This window comes from Thalassospira australica, assembly GCF_044790785.1.
In the GTDB taxonomy this organism is placed as follows: Bacteria; Pseudomonadota; Alphaproteobacteria; order Rhodospirillales; family Thalassospiraceae; genus Thalassospira; species Thalassospira australica_A.
Map to the genome: position 1 here is coordinate 3,955,747 of NZ_CP085258.1, position 17,651 is coordinate 3,973,397.

Genomic DNA, 17,651 nt, shown 5'->3' on the forward strand with positions numbered 1-17,651 from the left:
GTATCATTTCCTCGATTTCAAGACGAATGATACCGTTCGGTAACAAAATCAGCCCAAATACCGCCCCAAATGCTCCACCAGCATCCGGATTTTCGGACTAAGGTGCCGGTTGGTCGGATAAAGCGCCCAGATGCCTTCATCGGTCGGCTGGAATTTGGACAGGACCGGGACCAGATCACCACTGGCGATCCACGGATCGACGTAATAATCCGGCAACTGGACAATGCCGATGCCCTTTAGCGCCGCATCAAGTAACGCCTGCCCGCTATTGGCGTGGATCGAGCCATGAATGCGGATGGTCCGTTCGCGGCCATCTTCTTCAAACCGCCAGTAATCCAGCGTCCCGACAAGGCAGTTATGGCGCGCAAGCTCCGAAAGCGAATGCGGCTCCCCACGTTTGGAAAGATAGGCTGGCGACGCGCAGACATGAAGGCGGCGGGTTGAAAGCTGCTGGCTCATCAAGCTGCCGGTCGTGCCATCAAGCCGCCCAAGCCGGATCGCCATGTCATAGCCTTCCAGCACCAGATCAAGCTTCTGGTTGGTAAAACGGCACTGGACTTCAAGTTCCGGATAGCGGGCGACGAAATCATTGACCAGCGGCGCAATCACGGTTTCACCGTAGGTCGTTGGCGCGGTCAGTTTAAGCTTGCCACGCGGCACCTGTGTCAGGGTGCCGATTGCCCGTTCTGCATCCTGCAAGCCATCCAGCAATTGTCGGCAATGCTGGTAATAAACCTGCCCGGCTTCGGTAGCACTAACCTTGCGCGTGGTGCGGTAAAAAAGCTGCACGCCAAGCTTTTCTTCTAACGCGGTGATCTGGCGGCTGACCTGGGCGACGGAAATGCCAAGCTGCTTGGCGGCTGCCGTAAAGCTTTTGCGTTCCGTCACGGCGACAAATTCGCTGATCCCGTCCCACGCATTCATTGTTACACCACCGTAAAAGTCATTTACCGAAATACCGGATTATCAGATCAGGGGAAATAAATACACTGTTGGCAGTAAATCATTCAAGCCGGAGGAGCGACATGAGCGCCCAAACCATCACCTGCAAAGCCGCCATTGCCTGGGAAGCGGGCAAGCCGCTATCGATTGAAGAAGTTCAGGTCGCCCCGCCCAAGGCCGGCGAGGTCCGGGTGCGCATCGTTGCCACCGGCGTTTGCCACACCGATGCCTTTACCCTGTCGGGCGAAGACCCCGAAGGCATTTTCCCCGCCATCCTTGGCCATGAAGGCGGCGGGATTGTTGAATCAATCGGCGAAGGTGTCACCAGCGTTGCGGTCGGCGATCACGTGATCCCGCTTTACACCCCGGAATGCGGCGAATGCAAATTCTGCAAATCGGGCAAAACCAACCTGTGCCAGAAAATCCGCGCCACCCAGGGCAAGGGCCTTATGCCCGATGGCACCACGCGCTTCTCGCAAGACGGCAAGCCGATTTACCATTATATGGGCTGCTCGACCTTCTCGGAATATACCGTTCTGCCGGAAATCTCGATTGCCAAGGTCAACAAATCCGCCCCGCTTGACGAAGTCTGCCTGCTGGGTTGTGGTGTCACGACCGGCATGGGGGCCGCCACCAACGCCGCCAAGGTCAAACCGGGCGACAGCGTTGCGATTTTCGGGCTGGGCGGCATTGGTCTTTCGGCGATCATCGGCTGCAAAATGGCCGGCGCCAGCCGCATCATCGCCATTGATATCAACGAAAAGAAATTCGAACTCGCCAAACAGCTTGGCGCGACCGATTGCATCAACCCGCAAAAATTCGACAAACCGATCCAGGAAGTCATCGTTGATATGACCGATGGCGGCGTTGAATACAGCTTTGAATGTATCGGCAATGTCAATGTGATGCGCTCCGCCCTTGAATGCTGCCACAAAGGTTGGGGGGAGTCGGTGATCATCGGCGTCGCCGGTGCCGGTCAGGAAATCTCCACCCGCCCGTTCCAGCTTGTCACCGGTCGCGTCTGGCGCGGCACCGCCTTTGGCGGGGTCAAGGGCCGGTCGGAACTGCCCGATTATGTCGAACGCTACCTCAAGGGTGAATTCAAACTGTCCGATTTCATCACCCACACCATGAAGCTTGAAGACATCAACGAAGCTTTCGACCTGATGCACGAAGGCGAAAGCATCCGTTCGGTCATTCACTATTAAGACCAATCAGCTTCATGAAATAAAACCGCCTTGCCGGTAAAATTCCGGCGAGGCGGGCGAACGGGAGAATAAAATGGGCATCGAAAATTCATCCAGCAACAAGGTATTCGGCGGCTGGCACAAACAATATACCCATCGGTCCGATGTGCTGGGCTGCGATATGCGGTTTGCCATCTTCCTGCCGCGTCAGGCGGGCAAGGGCAACCGTGTGCCGGTGATGTACTGGCTATCGGGACTGACCTGCACGGATGAAAACTTCATGCAGAAGGCCGGCGCGTTTCGCATCGCAAGCGAGCTTGGCATTGCCATCGTCGCCCCCGACACCAGCCCGCGCGGCGACCATGTGCCCGATGACGAAGAAGAAGCCTATGACTTCGGCAAGGGTGCCGGTTTTTACGTCAACGCGACGCAGGAACCCTGGGCGCGCAATTACCGCATGTATGATTACGTGACGAAGGAACTTCCGGCCCTTGTCCGCGATCATTTCCCGATTTCCGATGATGCGGTGATTTCCGGTCATTCGATGGGCGGGCACGGCGCGCTGATGATCGCGCTTAAAAATCCGGGCATGTTCAAATCAGTAACGGCCTTTTCGCCGATTTCAAACCCGATCAATTGCCCGTGGGGCCAGAAGGCGCTTGGCAATTATCTCGGTGATGACAAATCCGCCTGGAAACAGTGGGACAGCTCCGAACTGATGAAGGCCGCAACCGCCAAGGATATGCAAACGCCAGCCCTTGTCGATCAGGGCGATGCCGATGGCTTCCTGACCGGGCAGCTTAAACCCGATACGCTTTTTGCCGCTGCAAGCCATGCCGGTTATCCGCTGAACCTGCGCATGCAGGAAGGCTACGACCATAGCTATTACTTCATCGCGAGCTTTATCGAAGACCATCTGCGTTTCCACGCATGGCATCTTGGTATCGCCTGAGATCATGTAATAGAGGAACCCGCACCCAAGCGGTTTTCACCCGGCACGCGCCTCGTCCCTGTAGGCGTGCCGGGTCTTTTTTTGAAGATCAATCCGGGTCGAAGCTGCGCGCGTCGATGGCATCGGCGACATCGTCGGCCGTTTTAAGCGTGCGGATGATCAGCGGCACGACAAGTGCCAGCACCGATTTATCAAGCCCGCGTGCCCGTTGCGCATCGCGGATTTCATGACCGATTTGCGCAATCACCGGGATAAATCGCAACACCATCGAAAAGGCCAGACTGACCTTTTCCGGGTTCACCCCAAACCGCGCCAGCGGCCTCATCGCCCGCTCCAGCGCGGCCAGCATGTCGGATGTTCTGGTCGTCAGGGTGACAAGCCCGGCGAAGGTAACAATCGCGGCGAGCCGGAAAATCACCACAAGCCCCGCCTGCCAGTCATGGAGCCAAAGCTGCACGGCAAAGAACAAAGCCAGCAACCACAATATCGGCCTGATCTGCGCCCAAAGGATGCCGTGGCCAAAACCCGAAACCGGATACAGGACAAAAACCGTCACCAGCACCACCGCCAGAACCGGCCAGTCAGGGATCAGAAAAACACCGGTCCCCAGCAGGACAAGGGCAAGCACCTTTAACCCCGCTGCCGCCCGATGCAGGGCGGAATTGCCATCGATGTAAAGTCCGGCAATCACGCCATCATCTCCCGATAGCGGGGAATGGCGATGGCCGGTACATCGTCACAGGCGATGCGGCCATTTTCAAACACCAGCACCCGGTCATAACCGGCGATCAGATCAAGGTCATGGGAAACGGTGATCACGGTCTGATCCAGTTCGGCAATCGCGCGTTCGACCCGGTTGCGATTACGCAGGTCAAGCAGCGTGGTCGGCTCGTCAAAGATGATGTAACGCGGCGCCATCACCAGCACACCGGAAATCGCCAGAAGCTGCTTCTGGCCCCCGCTTAACAAATGGCTGGGATGATTGCGAAATTCCGACAGCCCATATCGCGCAAGGACCTCGTCAATCCGACGGTCAATCTCGTCCTTTGGCAGTTTAAGCGCCTTCAGGCCAAAGGCGATGTCTTCCTCGACCACCGGATAGACGATCTGATTATCCGGGTTCTGAAAAACAAAGCCGACATGGCGGCGCAATTTGCGCCCGTCCTTGGCAGCATCGAAATCATCGACGCGCACAGTCCCCGACGATGCCACCTGAAGCCCGTTCAGAAGCCGGACAAACGTGCTTTTGCCCGATCCATTGGCCCCGACAATCCCGATCCGCTTTTCGGAAAGTGACAGTGAAATATCGTCAAGCACGCGGCGCTGATCAAATTCCACGGTGACATTTTCAAGCGTGATCATCGGCACCCGGCGCAAAATTTCAGACAGGGAATAACAGCAAAAGGCGCGATCTTCGGATCGCGCCTCATCAAAACCTAGCGTGCCCTGGAAATCAAGGGATAGGCACGGCGCACGGCCAAACAGGCAGCCGTCGCAATCGCAACCTTGATCCCATCGCCAATCAGGAACGGCGCGGCCCCGACGGTCGCCTTCCAGTAACTGACATCAACAACGATGCTGACCCAAAGATTGCCAATCGCATACAGGACAACAATCCCGCCAACCGCAATCGACAATGCCGCGTTGAAGATATTCAGCCTGTCCCAGAATTTTTCAATCAGCAGGCCGATCACAAAAGCCGAAATCACCCAGCCAACGATAAAGCCGCCCGTCGCCCCCAGAAGAACGCCAAAACCACCGCGACCACCTGACAAAAGCGGCAGGCCAAGCGCAACCAGCACAACAAACAGCAGGATCGAAAGCCCGCCACGACGCGCCCCCAAAATCGCCCCGGCCAGCATCGGCCCCAGCGATTGCGCGGTCACCGGCACCCCGGTAATCGGCAGGGTGATGGGTGGAAACAACCCAAGCACAGCGGTCACAGCCGCGAACAGCGCGATATAGACGATATCTTTGGTGTTCATGATTTCACGATCCTTCCTTCCCGTTCTCCCCGGCGGTGATGGCAAAACCCCCAGGCCCTGACAATAGCCATCACCGTTCGTTTTCCGGTCCGCCCGACCAGTTCAACGGCCGAAGGGATAGCCGCAAAACCGCAGATCGCAAAGCAAAATGACGCATCATTCCCATTAGAACGGGATAAGGATCGCCTAATAATATTTTGGTTTCAAAAACTTGCCGCGGATCAAACCCCATCACATGCCGGATGCACCGGCAAAGCATCCCACCAAAAACCGAACTTCCCGCAACCCGCCGAAGTCCGGACAAACCTTGCGCTTCGGCATCCTCACCCAACCGGGCGCATCAGGGACACAGACGGGCCGCAGACAGGCCACCTTCGGACGAACAACCCGCTCCGCTCCCTTTCCGGCAATTCTGGCACTCCACCCCGGACGGACCTCATGCCGCCACCAGCCTTGCCCAGCAGACGGCCTTCGGGCTCACGGCCCGCTCCGATCTCTCCCGGCCATGGCGGCATTTCCGGCAACCGATGAGCCCCGGGCACACTTCGGGCGTCTGCTATCCTCGCCAACTGACGGTCTCCGGGCCCACGACCCGCTCCGGTCACTTTCGGCAATGGTGACATTTCCGGCAAACAATGAAGCCCGGACACACTTCGGGCGTCTGCTATCCTCGCCAACTGACGATCTCCGGGCCCACCACCCGCTCCGGTCACTTTCGGCCACGGTGACATTTCCCGCAACCGATGGAGCCCGGACACACTTCGGGCGCACGGCCCCCACCGGTCCACCGTCGGCGGGCCACAGATCACCGCTGCCCGCTGCTGCCATTACTGCCGCTCCCGGCAAATTCAAAGCTCCTTTTCCAACAAGACGCACCTCTCCCGTCATGACAAATGACCGGGTTAGTCCCCTTACAAAATGCCGCCATAATGGCTCCGCCATCCGCCGCCCCGTATCCTGCGGAGTACCCCGCCGCCCTGTCTCTGTCCGTATCTTTGCCGCTGCATCCTGAAACCCTCTTTCATCCGGCCCCAAACGCAAAAACCCGCAAGGCACAAGGCCTTGCGGGTTCTGGTCCGGGCGCTTTTGTCCCGTTGATTTTTCTCTTATGCCATAAACAAAAGAACAAATCAAGAACTTTCTGAAAAAAGTTTTATATGCAGTCCGCCCGCAGGCTATCGCCCGTGCTCAACCTTCCGACCAAATGTTCAGGCCCGGCCATTTTCAGGCCGGGCCCGTGTGCTCCCGTCATCCGGCATTATTGCGTCCGGATCCCCATCAGGACGCGGCGGATTGACGGAGCCCCCCTGTCTCGATGATGAAATTCTTGACGTCTTCAAGGCCATCCATCGCCTTGAGATTGGTAAACAGGAACGGACGGGTGCCGCGCATTTTTTTGGCGTCGCGGTCCATCACCCCCAGATCAGCCCCGACAAGCGGTGCCAGATCGGTTTTGTTGATCACCAGCAGATCGGACCGTGTGATGCCCGGCCCCCCTTTACGCGGGATTTTGTCGCCCGCCGAAACATCGATGACATAGATCGTGATATCGGCCAGTTCCGGCGAAAAGGTCGCCGAAAGGTTATCACCACCCGATTCGATAAAGATCGCCTCAAGCCCCGGATGTTTGGCGCTCATATCCTCGACCGCGGCAAGGTTGATCGATGCGTCTTCGCGAATGGCGGTGTGCGGGCAGCCACCCGTTTCAACACCGGCAATGCGGTCTGCTGCCAATGCACCCGACCGGGTCATGAATTCGGCATCTTCGCGGGTGTAAATATCATTGGTGATCGCGGCGATATTGAACTCGTCGCGCATGGCCTTGCACAGCCGTTCCAGAAGGGCGGTTTTGCCCGAACCAACCGGGCCACCGATACCGATGCGAAGGGGGGAGCTCATGATCTGAAAAGCCTCGTATATTGGGTTTCGTGTTTCATCGACGTCCAGTCAACCATCGGGGCAGCCGCCCCCAGATTGACCGGATCGCTATTCATCGCGGTTTCGGTCGCCACCGCCACCGCCTGATCAAGGGACGCAAGCGTCCGCACACCATCGGTCTGCCCCAACGGCACCAGACGCACGGCACTCGACACCAGATTGGCCGCCATCGCGTGCAAAAACGCGCTCAGCGCATCACGCAACGGCACATCCGCCTCGGCCGCGGCAATACCAACCGCAACCGGATAGGATGGCAAACGGTCATCATCGCGCATTCGTTTGGCCCAGTCTGTCAGGATACCATCACCCCAGACCTTTTGGGCGGTCGAGACAAAGGCACGCCCCTGTGCCGTTGCCTCCAACGCCATTTCAGCCGTCCCGCGCCAGCAATCGGCATCCACCCCGATATCAAACAGCGCGTCCTGATCCCCCGCACGCGCCGCGCGCCATGCGGCACAGAACAGCACCGCATCAATCCGCCCGGCACCGAATTCCAGAACCCCCTCAATCCAGGTTGTCAGGCTTTCGGCACTGATGACCCGGCGATCCTCGACCGCGTATTCCACGCCGTGGGAATAGGTATAGGCACCGACCGGAAATGACGGGCTAAGCCATGTCATCAACCGCATCAGGCCGCCCGGCGTCAGGTTGGCGGGGGAACGGGGATCAAGATCAGTGGTCATGCGGCTCCCCGATGGCATGGGCGTGCGCATGAGAATGTGAATGCCCGTGAGAATGCGCATGGCTATGATCATGACCATGATCATGCGCTTCTTCGAAATGATCATGGCCGTGGCTGTGTCCGTGGCCATCGCCGCCCAGCCCGTGATAGGCTCCATTCAGCGGATCGAACGGGGCGACTTCGGCGAAAACAACACCGCCCAGCCCCTGAACCATGTCGCGCATGACATGATCAGCAATGATGCGAAGCCGCCCGTCTTTCAGGACCTGAAGCGGGGTATGACGGTTGCCGATATGCCAGGCCAGTTTGGCCGCCGCAATCGGACCGGAACAGGTGATGGTCAGAACGTCCTCGGCAGCCGCGCGCACCACAATCACCCCGCCATCAACCAGACGCAACCGGTCGCCATCACCCAACCGCACCGCATGGGGCAGATCAAGCAGGAACGCCTCCCCCCCATCATCCATCAGCCGGATGCGCCGCCGGTGACGGTCCGCAAAGGCAAGTGTCACCGTACCGCGCACTTCGGATGTGTCGGACTGGCTGACCGGGATATGTTCAATCGCGCGACGCATGATCCGGGCTCCTAGAACAGGAAATAACGCTGTGCCATCGGCACGCGGTCAACCGGCTGACAGGTCAGAAGTTCGCCATCGGCACGGACCTGATAGGTTTCCGGATCGACTTCCATTTTCGGCAGGGCATCGTTCAGTTTCATGTCCTTTTTGCCGATATTGCGCGTGTTCGAAACCGCCAGAAGCTGCTTTGCCAGACCGAATTCGGCGGCAATCCCGGCATCAATCCCGGCCTGGGATACGAACGAGAAGCTCGATTTCGACAATGCTGAACCATAGGCCCCAAACATCGGACGATAATGGACCGGCTGCGGTGTCGGGATCGAGGCATTCGGATCCCCCATCGCCGCACCGATGATCATGCCAGCCTTGATGATCATGTCGGGTTTGACGCCAAAGAACATCGGCTTCCAGACCACGATATCGGCGATCTTGCCAACCTCGATTGATCCGACATGGGATGCGATCCCCTGCGCAATTGCCGGATTGATCGTGTATTTCGCGACATAACGCTTGGCGCGGAAATTATCATTCCCCGGCCCGTCTTCCGACAGGCTGCCGCGCTGCTTTTTCATCTTGTCCGCCGTCTGCCAGGTGCGCGAAATCACCTCGCCCACGCGGCCCATGGCCTGACTGTCCGACGAAATGATCGAAAACGCGCCAAGGTCATGCAGGATATCCTCCGCCGCAATGGTTTCGCGGCGAATGCGGCTTTCGGCGAACGCGACGTCTTCGGGGATTTTCGGATCAAGGTGATGGCACACCATCAGCATATCAAGATGCTCGTCGATGGTATTCACCGTAAAGGGACGTGTCGGGTTGGTCGAACTTGGCAGAACATTCGCCTCGCCGCACAGTTTGATGATATCGGGCGCATGGCCGCCACCGGCCCCTTCGGTGTGGAAGGTATGGATGGTGCGGCCCTTGAAGGATGCGCGGGTATGTTCGACAAAGCCGCTTTCATTCAGTGTATCGGTATGGATCATCACCTGCACGTCAAGGTCATCGGCCACCGACAGGCAGGTATCAATCGCCGCCGGGGTCGTGCCCCAGTCTTCATGCAGTTTAAGCCCGCACACACCGGCTTTGACCTGCTCTATCAATGATCCCGGCAGGGTTGCGTTGCCCTTGCCAAAGAAACCGATATTCATCGGCAGCCCGTCGGCTGCCTGCAACATGCGGGCAATATGCCACGGGCCGGGCGTACAGGTGGTGGCGTTCGTGCCCGCCGCCGGGCCGGTCCCACCGCCCAGCATCGTCGTCACGCCGGAATACAGCGCATCTTCGACCTGTTGCGGACAAATCCAGTGGATGTGGGCATCAATGCCGCCTGCGGTGATGATATTGCCCTCACCGGCAATCACCTCGGTCCCCGGACCGATGATGATATCGACACCGGGCTGCACATCGGGGTTCCCGGCCTTGCCGATCCCGGCAATGCGGCCATCGCGAATGCCGATATCGGCCTTGATGATGCCGGTATAATCAAGGATCAACGCGTTGGTGATCACGGTATCGACCGATCCCTCGGCACGCGATGCTTGCGACTGGCCCATGCCGTCGCGGATGACCTTGCCGCCGCCGAATTTGACTTCTTCGCCAAGGACCGTGAAATCCTGTTCGACCTCGATCAAAAGATCGGTATCGGCAAGCCGGACCTTGTCGCCGACGGTCGGGCCAAACATGGCGGCATAGGATGCGCGATCAATTTCATAAGCCATTTTTACGCTCCCAGCTTACCGTTGATTTTGGCGTTAAAGCCATAGACCACACCCGACCCGGCATATTTCACCAGATTGACTTCGCGTGTCTGGCCCGGTTCGAACCGAACGGCGGTGCCCGCCGGGATATCAAGACGGAAACCGCGCGCCGCCTCGCGATCAAAATCAAGGCCCGGATTGGTTTCATAAAAATGATAATGCGATCCAACCTGTACCGGGCGATCCCCGGTATTGGCGACGGTCAGTGTTTTGGTTTCGCGATCCTGATTAAGGATCAGGCTGCCTTCTTTGGTAATGATTTCACCTGGAATCATGGCCTGTTTCCTTTTCCTAGCGGATCGGTTCGTGAACGGTCACAAGCTTCGTCCCGTCGGGAAATGTCGCTTCGACCTGAATTTCATGGATCATTTCGGCGATGCCATCCATCACCTGATCGCGCGTGATCACAGTGGCCCCGTCACGCATCAGATCGGCAACCGACTTGCCATCGCGCGCCCCTTCGACCACAAAATCCGTGATCAGGGCGATGGCTTCGGGATGGTTCAGTTTCACACCGCGTTCAAGGCGGCGTCGTGCCACCATGGCGGCCATTGAAACCAGCAATTTGTCCTTTTCGCGTGGCGTCAGATTCATGCCGTTCTCCTAAATTTCCCAAAGACGCGGCAGGCGCGCCGGAAGTCCCCGTGTTTCATGGCGGAACCGTTTCCACCACGCGCCGTAAACCCGGCGCAATTTCATCGGATCGCGCGCCATGAAACGCGTGATCACAATCCCCTTCATCGCGGTTGCCGCGCACAGCACATCCGTTTCCGTCAAACCACCGGATGCGCGCGCCAGACAGTCGCGTGCGATATCAAGTTTTTCTTCAGCGCCCTGCCCGACCAGAATGGCGGTCGCCGCCGCACGTGCCCCATCAAACGATGCCGGGTGATCCAGCATGCGCAAAACATCGCCTTCCAGATGCAGCGCATCACGCCAGACAGGCCGCCCGTCAACCGACACATCCCATGCATCACGTGCCAGCCCGGTTGTGAAAACCTCGCCACGGGCAAGGCGGCCAAACACCATGATTTCACCGGCCATCACCTGCCCGGAACCGGTAACGGAAACACTCGTCTTGCGGCGCAGACGCGCCTGATCAAACAGGATGGTTTCATGCGGCAGCCATTCCAGCCAGCCGCTATCTTCGACCGCCAGATCAACCGACATCACGCAATCAGGCCCGGCAGAACGGTAAATCTTTTCGGCGGCCTGGGCGGTAAATAGCGCAGATGCGCCTGCCTTGACCCGGCCTTCAAATGCCAGATGATCGCCACCCACCATGCCACCCGACGTCGTCACCAGAACGGCAGTCGCCAGATCCCCGGCAACCGGCCGCGGGAACAGGATTTTCATCGGGTCGCGGTAATAAAGGTGATCAAGGGCCGCAAACCCCGAACCCGACACACCCGGCTTGAACGCAACCTCGGCCCGGCCATCGGTGACGATCGGGTTGGAAGCGTCTGACATTTGCGGTTCCGCCTTCAAAACGCTGCGGACCGGGTTTTCGAATTTGCGAAGCTGCACAAAGCCACCTGACTGTTTCAGCCGCACAACCGGTTAACCCGTGGTCAGACCGGCTGGCCCACTGATACGCACAGCAAGATGCGGGCCAAACCATACAGCCCGCAATCGCGCCATTTGCAGGGCCGGGTTCAATTTTCCCATGCGCAAAATTTTGGCAAATGCTGATCAAACAGTCAGATGGGACCGAACCTTTTCGCGGTCCAGCGCATCCTTGGATCCCGACAGCACCACCTCGCCACGTTCCAGCACAACGATCTCGTCGGCCAGTTCATGGGCAAAATCAAAATACTGCTCGACCAGAAGGATCGCCATATCGCCGCGATCCGCCAGCTGTTTGATCACGCGCTGGATATCCTTGATGATCGATGGCTGAATGCCTTCCGTCGGCTCATCAAGCACAAGAAGCCGCGGACGCGTCACCAGTGCGCGCCCGATGGCAAGCTGCTGCTGCTGCCCGCCCGAAAGATCGCCACCACGACGGCCCAGCATGTCGCGCAGCACCGGAAACAGTTCAAAAATCTCGTCGGGGATATGACGAAGGGCGCGCGGCAGGGCGGCAAACCCGGTTTCAAGGTTTTCCTTCACGGTCAGAAGCGGGAAAATCTCGCGCCCCTGGGGCACGATCGCAATCCCCGATGCTGATCGTTTCCAGGCCGGATCACGCGATATGTTTTTGCCTTCCCATGTGATGTTGCCATCGGCAATCGGATGTTGTCCGACAACGGCGCGCATCAACGATGTTTTACCCACACCGTTGCGGCCCAGAACCGCCGTGACCTTGCCGGTTTCGGCACTAAGCGACACCTTGCGCAGCGCGTGCGACGCGCCATAAAACAGATCGATATTGGCGACTTCCAGCATGATCAGCGCCCCAAATATACTTCGATGACCCGCGGGTCTTTCTGAACATGGTCAAGGCGGCCTTCGGCCAGAACCGATCCTTCGTGCAGGACGGTCACCTTGCAATCAAGGTCGCGGACAAATTCCATGTCATGTTCGACAACCACAACCGAGCGGTCCGTTGCAATGGATCGCAGCAATTTCGCGGTCTGTTCGGTTTCGGAATCCGTCATTCCGGCAACCGGTTCATCCACCAGAAGCAATTCCGGCTCCTGCATCAGCAACATGCCGATTTCAAGCCACTGTTTTTGCCCGTGTGACAGGTTTGCTGCCGTCTCGCCCCGCTTGTCGGTCAGCATGATGGTCTCAAGCGTCTGTTCAATGCGGAGCTTCTCGGCGTTGCCCAAGCGATGAAAAAGCGCCTGAAACACACCCCGCCCGCCCGAACAGGCCAGCAGCAGATTGTCAAACACCGTATGGCTTTCAAACACGGTCGGCTTCTGGAACTTGCGTCCAATGCCAAGGTTTGCGATCTCGGCCTCATCCAGTTTGGTCAGGTCGACTTCGCTTCGGAACATCACATCCCCGGTATCGGGCCGGGTTTTACCGGTGATGATATCCATCATCGTCGTCTTGCCCGCCCCGTTCGGGCCGATAATCGCGCGAAGTTCACCCGGCTCGACATAAAACGAAAGGCTGTTAAGCGCCCGGAACCCGTCAAAGGTGACGGAAACCCCATCGACATAAAGGATGGTGTTGGCTTGGGCCGCCTTGCGTTCGGCCTGCTCGATCCTGATTTCGGCTGCCTCGCTCATGCCTTGCCTCCTTCCTTTGCGCGCCCGTTCAGGAAACGCTTGCGCAGGGTGCTAAACGCCGATTGCCGGTCGGGTGACCCAAATGCCGGGACCGCCCCGATCACGCCCTTTGGCAGGAACAGGGTCACGGCAATGAACAGCCCGCCCAGGAAGAACAGCCAGAAATCAGGCATCACACCGGTAAAGAAGGTCTTGGCATAATTCACGATGAACGCCCCCAGCACCGCACCATACAACGTACCGCGCCCGCCAACCGCAACCCAGATGACGATTTCAATCGACAGGGCCGGGGCAAATTCACCCGGATTGATGATGCCGACCTGCGGCACATAAAGCGATCCGGCAATACCGGCCATTACGGCCGATACGGTAAAGACGAACAGTTTATAATATTCGACCCGGTAACCGGTAAAACGCACGCGCGCCTCGGCATCGCGGATGGCAATCAATACCTTGCCCAAACGCGAATTGGTGATGCCGCGCGCAACGACATAACAGATGCCCAGCATCACACAGGATGCGATAAACAAGGCCGCCCGCGTTCCATCAGCCTGTAACGAGAAACCAAGCAGGTCCTTGAAATCGGTCAGGCCGTTATTGCCGCCAAAGCCCATGTCGTTACGGAAGAATGCCAGCAACAGGGCATAGGTCATCGCCTGGGTGATGATCGAAAGATACACCCCCGTCACACGCGACCGGAAGGCAAGGAAACCAAACACAAAGGCCAGAAGCCCCGGCACGAACATTGCCATCACGATGGCGAACCAGAACATGTCAAAGCCGTACCAGTACCACGGCAATTCGGTCCAGTTCAGGAACACCATGAAATCGGGTAACTCCGGGTTGCCATAAACCCCGCGATCCCCGATCTGGCGCATCAGATACATGCCCATGGCATAACCGCCAAGCGCAAAGAACGCCCCGTGACCAAGGCTTAGAATCCCGCAGAACCCCCAGATCAGATCAACCGAAAGGGCCAGCAACGCATAGCAAAGATATTTGCCAAGCAGGCTCATCATCCATGTCGGGACATGAAAAGCCGATCCCTCGGGCACAATCAGATTGCCAACCGGGATCAGGATGGATGCCGCAATCAGGATCGCAAGCAGGATCATGCCGCCGCGATCCCGCAACAGCCACCCGATCACCGGCGTCATTTGGTATTTCGTGCGATAGTCGGTCATGTATCAGGCCTCCACCGCGCGACCCTTAAGGGCAAACAGGCCCTTTGGTCGTTTCTGGATGAACAGGATCAATGCGATCAGAACGAATATTTTCGCCAGAACTGCTCCTGCCATAGGTTCAAGAAACTTGTTGACGATGCCAAGGCTGAATGCGCCAAGAACCGTGCCCCAAAGGTTACCAACCCCGCCAAACACCACGACCATGAAACTGTCGATGATATAAGCTTGGCCAAGGTTCGGACTGACATTTGAAATCTGGCTAAGCGCAACACCGGCAATCCCGGCAATGCCGGAGCCAAGCCCGAATGTCAGGGCATCGACATAGCCGGTGCGAATGCCGACCGATCCGGCCATGCGCCGGTTCTGGGTAACCGCACGCATTTGCAGGCCAAAGGCGGTATAGCGCAGCACAATCGCGATCCCGCCCACCACAATCAGACTGAACAGAATGATCCAAAGCCGGTTGTAGGTCAGGACCAGACCGCTGGACAGTTCAAGCGCGCCACTCATGAAATCGGGTGCGGTAACCTGCTGGTTGGTTGCGCCAAAGATGCTTCTGATTGCCTGCTGCAAAACAAGGCTCACCCCCCATGTCGCCAGAAGCGTTTCAAGTGGACGCCCATACAGGAAGCGGATCACGCAGCGTTCGATCACAATACCGACCAGCCCCGCGACAACAAATGCCGCAGGCACCGCAATCGCCAACGACCAGGGCGAACCCGACGGGAAGACTGATGAAAAAATCTGCTGCACGACAAAGGTGGTATAGGCACCGATCATGATCATTTCGCCGTGCGCCATGTTGATCACGCCCATCACGCCAAAGGTAATGGCAAGACCAACCGCGGCAAGCAACAGGACCGAACCAAGGCTGATGCCGCGATAGACATCGCCCAGCGTCTGCCACATCGAAAGCCGCCCCTCGACATCGGCGAGCGCGTCTTTGGCGGCGGCAACGACTTCGGGCTGATAACCTTCAGCCTCGGCACTGGCAACAAATTGCGACAATACGGCACGGATTTGCGGTGTGGTCTCGCTGGCCAAAACCGCAATTGCGGCAAGACGTTCTTCGGTATTTTCCCCTGCCGCCAATGCCATTGTTGCTCTGGCCAGCTCCATACGCGCCAGAAGAGTTGCATTGTCTTCACGTTCAATCGCGCGGATGAGCAATGGCAACATCGACGGATCGCGGGCATCCATGACCTGTTCGACGGCAGCGGTGCGGATGCGGATATCCGGACTGAACAGGTTAAGCGCCGCCAACGCATCGCGAAGCACGCCGCGCAACCGGTTGTTGATCTTGATCTTGTCGAGTTCCTTCGAACCGCTTTCACCAACCACCTCGCCGCTGACGACGTCGATATGGCTCCAGACCTTGCCTTTTTTCTCGCCGATCACGACATGTTCGTCGCTGGCGCGAACAAACAGGTTCCCTTCAAGCATCGCGTTCAGGATCGGGGCCACACGGGGGTCCGCGTCAGCGGCCATGGCTTTGATCGCATCAAGCTTTTTGGTCGAACTTTTATGGTTCAGCTGTTCCGTCACATTGCGCAGTTCTTCGTCACTAAATGCGTGTGCCGGTTTCAACAATGCCAGCGCCAGAACCGCAAAAATTGCGGCAACGGCAAACAGGACAGGCAGGGAATTGTTTGCGCGGACACGGAAACGGCACAGGACAGCGGTCAAGACAGTGCGCATGGTCACCAAGCCTTTGAAAATCGGATGTCAGAAAATCACAAAAAGAACGGTTGCCCGATAAACAGGGCAACGAAAAACAGGCTGGCTGCATCAACAGCCAGCCTGTCCAATCCCGATCAGTACATCGGTTTTTCACAGTTGCCGCAGACCCACGGATAGGTCCAGTCGGCAGTCAGTTTTGCGCTTTCGGGCAGGAAGTCCGACCATGCATCGCCAACAACGGTGCCTTCGGTTTCCCAAACGATGTCAAACTGGCCATCATCCTGCACTTCGCCGATCAGAACCGGCTTGGACAGGTGATGGTTGGTGTTCATGACAGCGGTACCACCGGTCAGGTTGGCAACTTCCTGGCCATACATGGCCTGACGGACGGCATCAACATCGGTGGTGCCAGCCTGCTCAACAGCCTGTTTCCACATGTTAAAGCCGATATAGGTTGCTTCCATCGGATCGTTGGTTACGCGGTTTTCATCACCGATAAAGGCATGCCATTTTTCGATGAAGGCCGTGTTGGCATCGGACTCAACCGACTGGAAATAGTTCCACGCCGCCAGATGACCAACCAGCGGTGCGGTATCAATACCAGCCAGCTCTTCTTCACCGACCGAGAAGGCAACAACCGGAATGTCTTCGGCCTTAATACCCTGGTTGGCGAGTTCCTTGTAGAACGGCACGTTGGCATCACCGTTAATGGTCGAAACCACTGCGGTTTTCTTGCCGGTGGAGGCGAATGCCTTCACATCGGCAACAATCGACTGCCAGTCGGAATGACCGAACGGGGTATAGTTCTCCATGATATCTTCATCGGAGATACCCTTGCCATTCAGGTAGGAACGCAGGATTTTGTTGGTCGTGCGCGGATAGACATAGTCCGTCCCCAGAAGAACGATACGCTCGGCACCGCCGCCATCTTCGCTCATCAGGTAGTCAACAGCCGGGATTGCCTGCTGGTTCGGCGCGGCACCGGTATAGAACACATTGCGCGAGCTTTCCTCACCCTCGTACTGAACCGGATAGAACAGCATGCTGTTCAGTTCTTCGAAGACCGGCAGTACCGACTTGCGCGAGACCGAGGTCCAGCAGCCGAACACCACGTCGACCTGGTCTTTTTCAATCAATTCGCGTGCTTTTTCGGCGAAAAGCGGCCAATCCGATGCCGGATCGACAACAACTGCCTCGACCTGTTTCCCCAACAGGCCACCATTTTTATTCAGATCGTCCACCAGCATCAGGACCGTGTCCTTCAGCGTGGTTTCCGAAATCGCCATCGTCCCAGAGAGAGAGTGCAGAACGCCGACTTTAATCGTATCAGCGGCCTGAGCATTGGACATGGTCATTGCAGACCAAGCCAAGGCCCCAGCGCCCATAAGCGCCTGAAGCTTCTTATTCATTCTATTGCCTCCACTGCGAGTTTATTGCACCGCAGTGGTGCTTGCTAAAATCGTGCCAGATTCCGAATAATATGCTGCAGCGCCAGAAATCGCGGCGACTCAACGCAATATCCAACTATTTAACAGGCAGAAAACGGAAAATATTTGCGTCGAGAGCGATTTCAATGATCACTTT

18 protein-coding genes are annotated in these 17,651 nt (G+C 57.5%); 2 read left to right on the top strand and 16 right to left on the bottom strand.

Going from position 1 to position 17,651, the window contains the following annotated elements; all coding sequences use genetic code 11:
- Positions 1 to 48: 48 nt before the first annotated feature.
- On the bottom strand, positions 49 to 924 hold the full coding sequence (locus tag LG297_RS18385; RefSeq protein WP_404422840.1) for a LysR substrate-binding domain-containing protein: 876 nt from the start codon (positions 922 to 924) through the stop codon (positions 49 to 51).
- A gap of 101 nt (positions 925 to 1,025) precedes the next feature.
- On the opposite strand from LG297_RS18385, the gene LG297_RS18390 reads away from it, so the two are divergent.
- Entirely contained in the window at positions 1,026 to 2,150 is a 1,125-nt protein-coding gene (locus LG297_RS18390) for an S-(hydroxymethyl)glutathione dehydrogenase/class III alcohol dehydrogenase (protein ID WP_404422842.1), read from the top strand.
- A 73-nt stretch (positions 2,151 to 2,223) separates the two neighbouring features.
- Positions 2,224 to 3,081, top strand: a complete 858-nt coding sequence (gene fghA, locus LG297_RS18395) for an S-formylglutathione hydrolase (protein ID WP_404422844.1) — start codon at positions 2,224 to 2,226, stop codon at positions 3,079 to 3,081.
- A gap of 88 nt (positions 3,082 to 3,169) precedes the next feature.
- On the opposite strand, the gene LG297_RS18400 is transcribed toward fghA, so the two are convergent.
- From LG297_RS18400 to urtA, 15 genes are all read right to left on the bottom strand, one after another.
- Positions 3,170 to 3,772 carry an energy-coupling factor transporter transmembrane component T family protein gene (locus LG297_RS18400; RefSeq protein WP_404422846.1) on the bottom strand — a complete coding sequence of 201 codons (603 nt, stop codon included), beginning with the start codon at positions 3,770 to 3,772 and terminating at the stop codon, positions 3,170 to 3,172.
- On the bottom strand, positions 3,769 to 4,443 hold the full coding sequence (locus LG297_RS18405; RefSeq protein ID WP_404422848.1) for an energy-coupling factor ABC transporter ATP-binding protein: 675 nt from the start codon (positions 4,441 to 4,443) through the stop codon (positions 3,769 to 3,771). The genes LG297_RS18400 and LG297_RS18405 overlap by 4 nt, the downstream gene beginning before the upstream one ends.
- A gap of 74 nt (positions 4,444 to 4,517) precedes the next feature.
- Entirely contained in the window at positions 4,518 to 5,066 is a 549-nt protein-coding gene (locus tag LG297_RS18410) for a biotin transporter BioY (protein WP_404422850.1), read from the bottom strand.
- 1,278 nt (positions 5,067 to 6,344) lie between these two features.
- Positions 6,345 to 6,965: an urease accessory protein UreG gene (ureG, locus tag LG297_RS18415; RefSeq protein WP_097051598.1), complete on the bottom strand. Its 621-nt coding sequence runs from the start codon at positions 6,963 to 6,965 to the stop codon at positions 6,345 to 6,347.
- Positions 6,962 to 7,687, bottom strand: coding sequence for an urease accessory protein UreF (locus LG297_RS18420; RefSeq protein WP_404422852.1), 726 nt, complete (start codon positions 7,685 to 7,687; stop codon positions 6,962 to 6,964). Before LG297_RS18420 ends, ureG begins: the two co-directional genes overlap by 4 nt.
- Entirely contained in the window at positions 7,677 to 8,261 is a 585-nt protein-coding gene (locus tag LG297_RS18425; RefSeq protein WP_404422854.1) for an urease accessory protein UreE, read from the bottom strand. Before LG297_RS18425 ends, LG297_RS18420 begins: the two co-directional genes overlap by 11 nt.
- Before the next feature lie 11 nt (positions 8,262 to 8,272).
- Positions 8,273 to 9,982, bottom strand: coding sequence for an urease subunit alpha (gene ureC, locus LG297_RS18430; protein ID WP_404422856.1), 1,710 nt, complete (start codon positions 9,980 to 9,982; stop codon positions 8,273 to 8,275).
- Positions 9,983 to 9,984: 2 nt separating this feature from the next.
- Entirely contained in the window at positions 9,985 to 10,296 is a 312-nt protein-coding gene (locus LG297_RS18435; RefSeq protein ID WP_007088864.1) for an urease subunit beta, read from the bottom strand.
- A gap of 16 nt (positions 10,297 to 10,312) precedes the next feature.
- Positions 10,313 to 10,615: an urease subunit gamma gene (locus LG297_RS18440; protein WP_007088863.1), complete on the bottom strand. Its 303-nt coding sequence runs from the start codon at positions 10,613 to 10,615 to the stop codon at positions 10,313 to 10,315.
- A gap of 9 nt (positions 10,616 to 10,624) precedes the next feature.
- On the bottom strand, positions 10,625 to 11,491 hold the full coding sequence (locus tag LG297_RS18445; protein ID WP_404422859.1) for an urease accessory protein UreD: 867 nt from the start codon (positions 11,489 to 11,491) through the stop codon (positions 10,625 to 10,627).
- Positions 11,492 to 11,713: 222 nt separating this feature from the next.
- A complete protein-coding gene (gene urtE, locus LG297_RS18450; RefSeq protein ID WP_404422861.1) occupies positions 11,714 to 12,409 on the bottom strand; it encodes an urea ABC transporter ATP-binding subunit UrtE in 696 nt (231 codons plus the stop codon).
- Between the two features lie 2 nt (positions 12,410 to 12,411).
- On the bottom strand, positions 12,412 to 13,203 hold the full coding sequence (gene urtD, locus LG297_RS18455) for an urea ABC transporter ATP-binding protein UrtD (RefSeq protein ID WP_404422863.1): 792 nt from the start codon (positions 13,201 to 13,203) through the stop codon (positions 12,412 to 12,414).
- Positions 13,200 to 14,387 carry an urea ABC transporter permease subunit UrtC gene (gene urtC / locus LG297_RS18460; protein WP_404422865.1) on the bottom strand — a complete coding sequence of 396 codons (1,188 nt, stop codon included), beginning with the start codon at positions 14,385 to 14,387 and terminating at the stop codon, positions 13,200 to 13,202. Before urtC ends, urtD begins: the two co-directional genes overlap by 4 nt.
- Before the next feature lie 3 nt (positions 14,388 to 14,390).
- Positions 14,391 to 16,085 (bottom strand): urea ABC transporter permease subunit UrtB, encoded by a 1,695-nt coding sequence (gene urtB, locus LG297_RS18465; protein WP_404422867.1) that lies wholly within the window; start codon positions 16,083 to 16,085, stop codon positions 14,391 to 14,393.
- Positions 16,086 to 16,201: 116 nt separating this feature from the next.
- Positions 16,202 to 17,476, bottom strand: coding sequence for an urea ABC transporter substrate-binding protein (urtA, locus tag LG297_RS18470; RefSeq protein ID WP_404422869.1), 1,275 nt, complete (start codon positions 17,474 to 17,476; stop codon positions 16,202 to 16,204).
- Between the last annotated feature and the right edge of the window lie 175 nt (positions 17,477 to 17,651).

Excerpts from the sequence above, each read along its gene's own strand:
- LG297_RS18385 (WP_404422840.1), bottom strand. The coding sequence starts at position 924 with ATGAATGCGTGGGACGGGATCAGCGAATTTGTCGCCGTGACGGAACGC.
- LG297_RS18390 (WP_404422842.1), top strand. The coding sequence starts at position 1,026 with ATGAGCGCCCAAACCATCACCTGCAAAGCCGCCATTGCCTGGGAAGCG.
- fghA (WP_404422844.1), top strand. The coding sequence starts at position 2,224 with ATGGGCATCGAAAATTCATCCAGCAACAAGGTATTCGGCGGCTGGCAC.
- LG297_RS18405 (WP_404422848.1), bottom strand. The coding sequence starts at position 4,443 with ATGATCACGCTTGAAAATGTCACCGTGGAATTTGATCAGCGCCGCGTG.
- LG297_RS18410 (WP_404422850.1), bottom strand. The coding sequence starts at position 5,066 with ATGAACACCAAAGATATCGTCTATATCGCGCTGTTCGCGGCTGTGACC.
- ureG (WP_097051598.1), bottom strand. The coding sequence starts at position 6,965 with ATGAGCTCCCCCCTTCGCATCGGTATCGGTGGCCCGGTTGGTTCGGGC.
- LG297_RS18420 (WP_404422852.1), bottom strand. The coding sequence starts at position 7,687 with ATGACCACTGATCTTGATCCCCGTTCCCCCGCCAACCTGACGCCGGGC.
- LG297_RS18425 (WP_404422854.1), bottom strand. The coding sequence starts at position 8,261 with ATGCGTCGCGCGATTGAACATATCCCGGTCAGCCAGTCCGACACATCC.
- ureC (WP_404422856.1), bottom strand. The coding sequence starts at position 9,982 with ATGGCTTATGAAATTGATCGCGCATCCTATGCCGCCATGTTTGGCCCG.
- LG297_RS18435 (WP_007088864.1), bottom strand. The coding sequence starts at position 10,296 with ATGATTCCAGGTGAAATCATTACCAAAGAAGGCAGCCTGATCCTTAAT.
- LG297_RS18440 (WP_007088863.1), bottom strand. The coding sequence starts at position 10,615 with ATGAATCTGACGCCACGCGAAAAGGACAAATTGCTGGTTTCAATGGCC.
- LG297_RS18445 (WP_404422859.1), bottom strand. The coding sequence starts at position 11,491 with ATGTCAGACGCTTCCAACCCGATCGTCACCGATGGCCGGGCCGAGGTT.
- urtE (WP_404422861.1), bottom strand. The coding sequence starts at position 12,409 with ATGCTGGAAGTCGCCAATATCGATCTGTTTTATGGCGCGTCGCACGCG.
- urtD (WP_404422863.1), bottom strand. The coding sequence starts at position 13,203 with ATGAGCGAGGCAGCCGAAATCAGGATCGAGCAGGCCGAACGCAAGGCG.
- urtC (WP_404422865.1), bottom strand. The coding sequence starts at position 14,387 with ATGACCGACTATCGCACGAAATACCAAATGACGCCGGTGATCGGGTGG.
- urtB (WP_404422867.1), bottom strand. The coding sequence starts at position 16,085 with ATGCGCACTGTCTTGACCGCTGTCCTGTGCCGTTTCCGTGTCCGCGCA.
- urtA (WP_404422869.1), bottom strand. The coding sequence starts at position 17,476 with ATGAATAAGAAGCTTCAGGCGCTTATGGGCGCTGGGGCCTTGGCTTGG.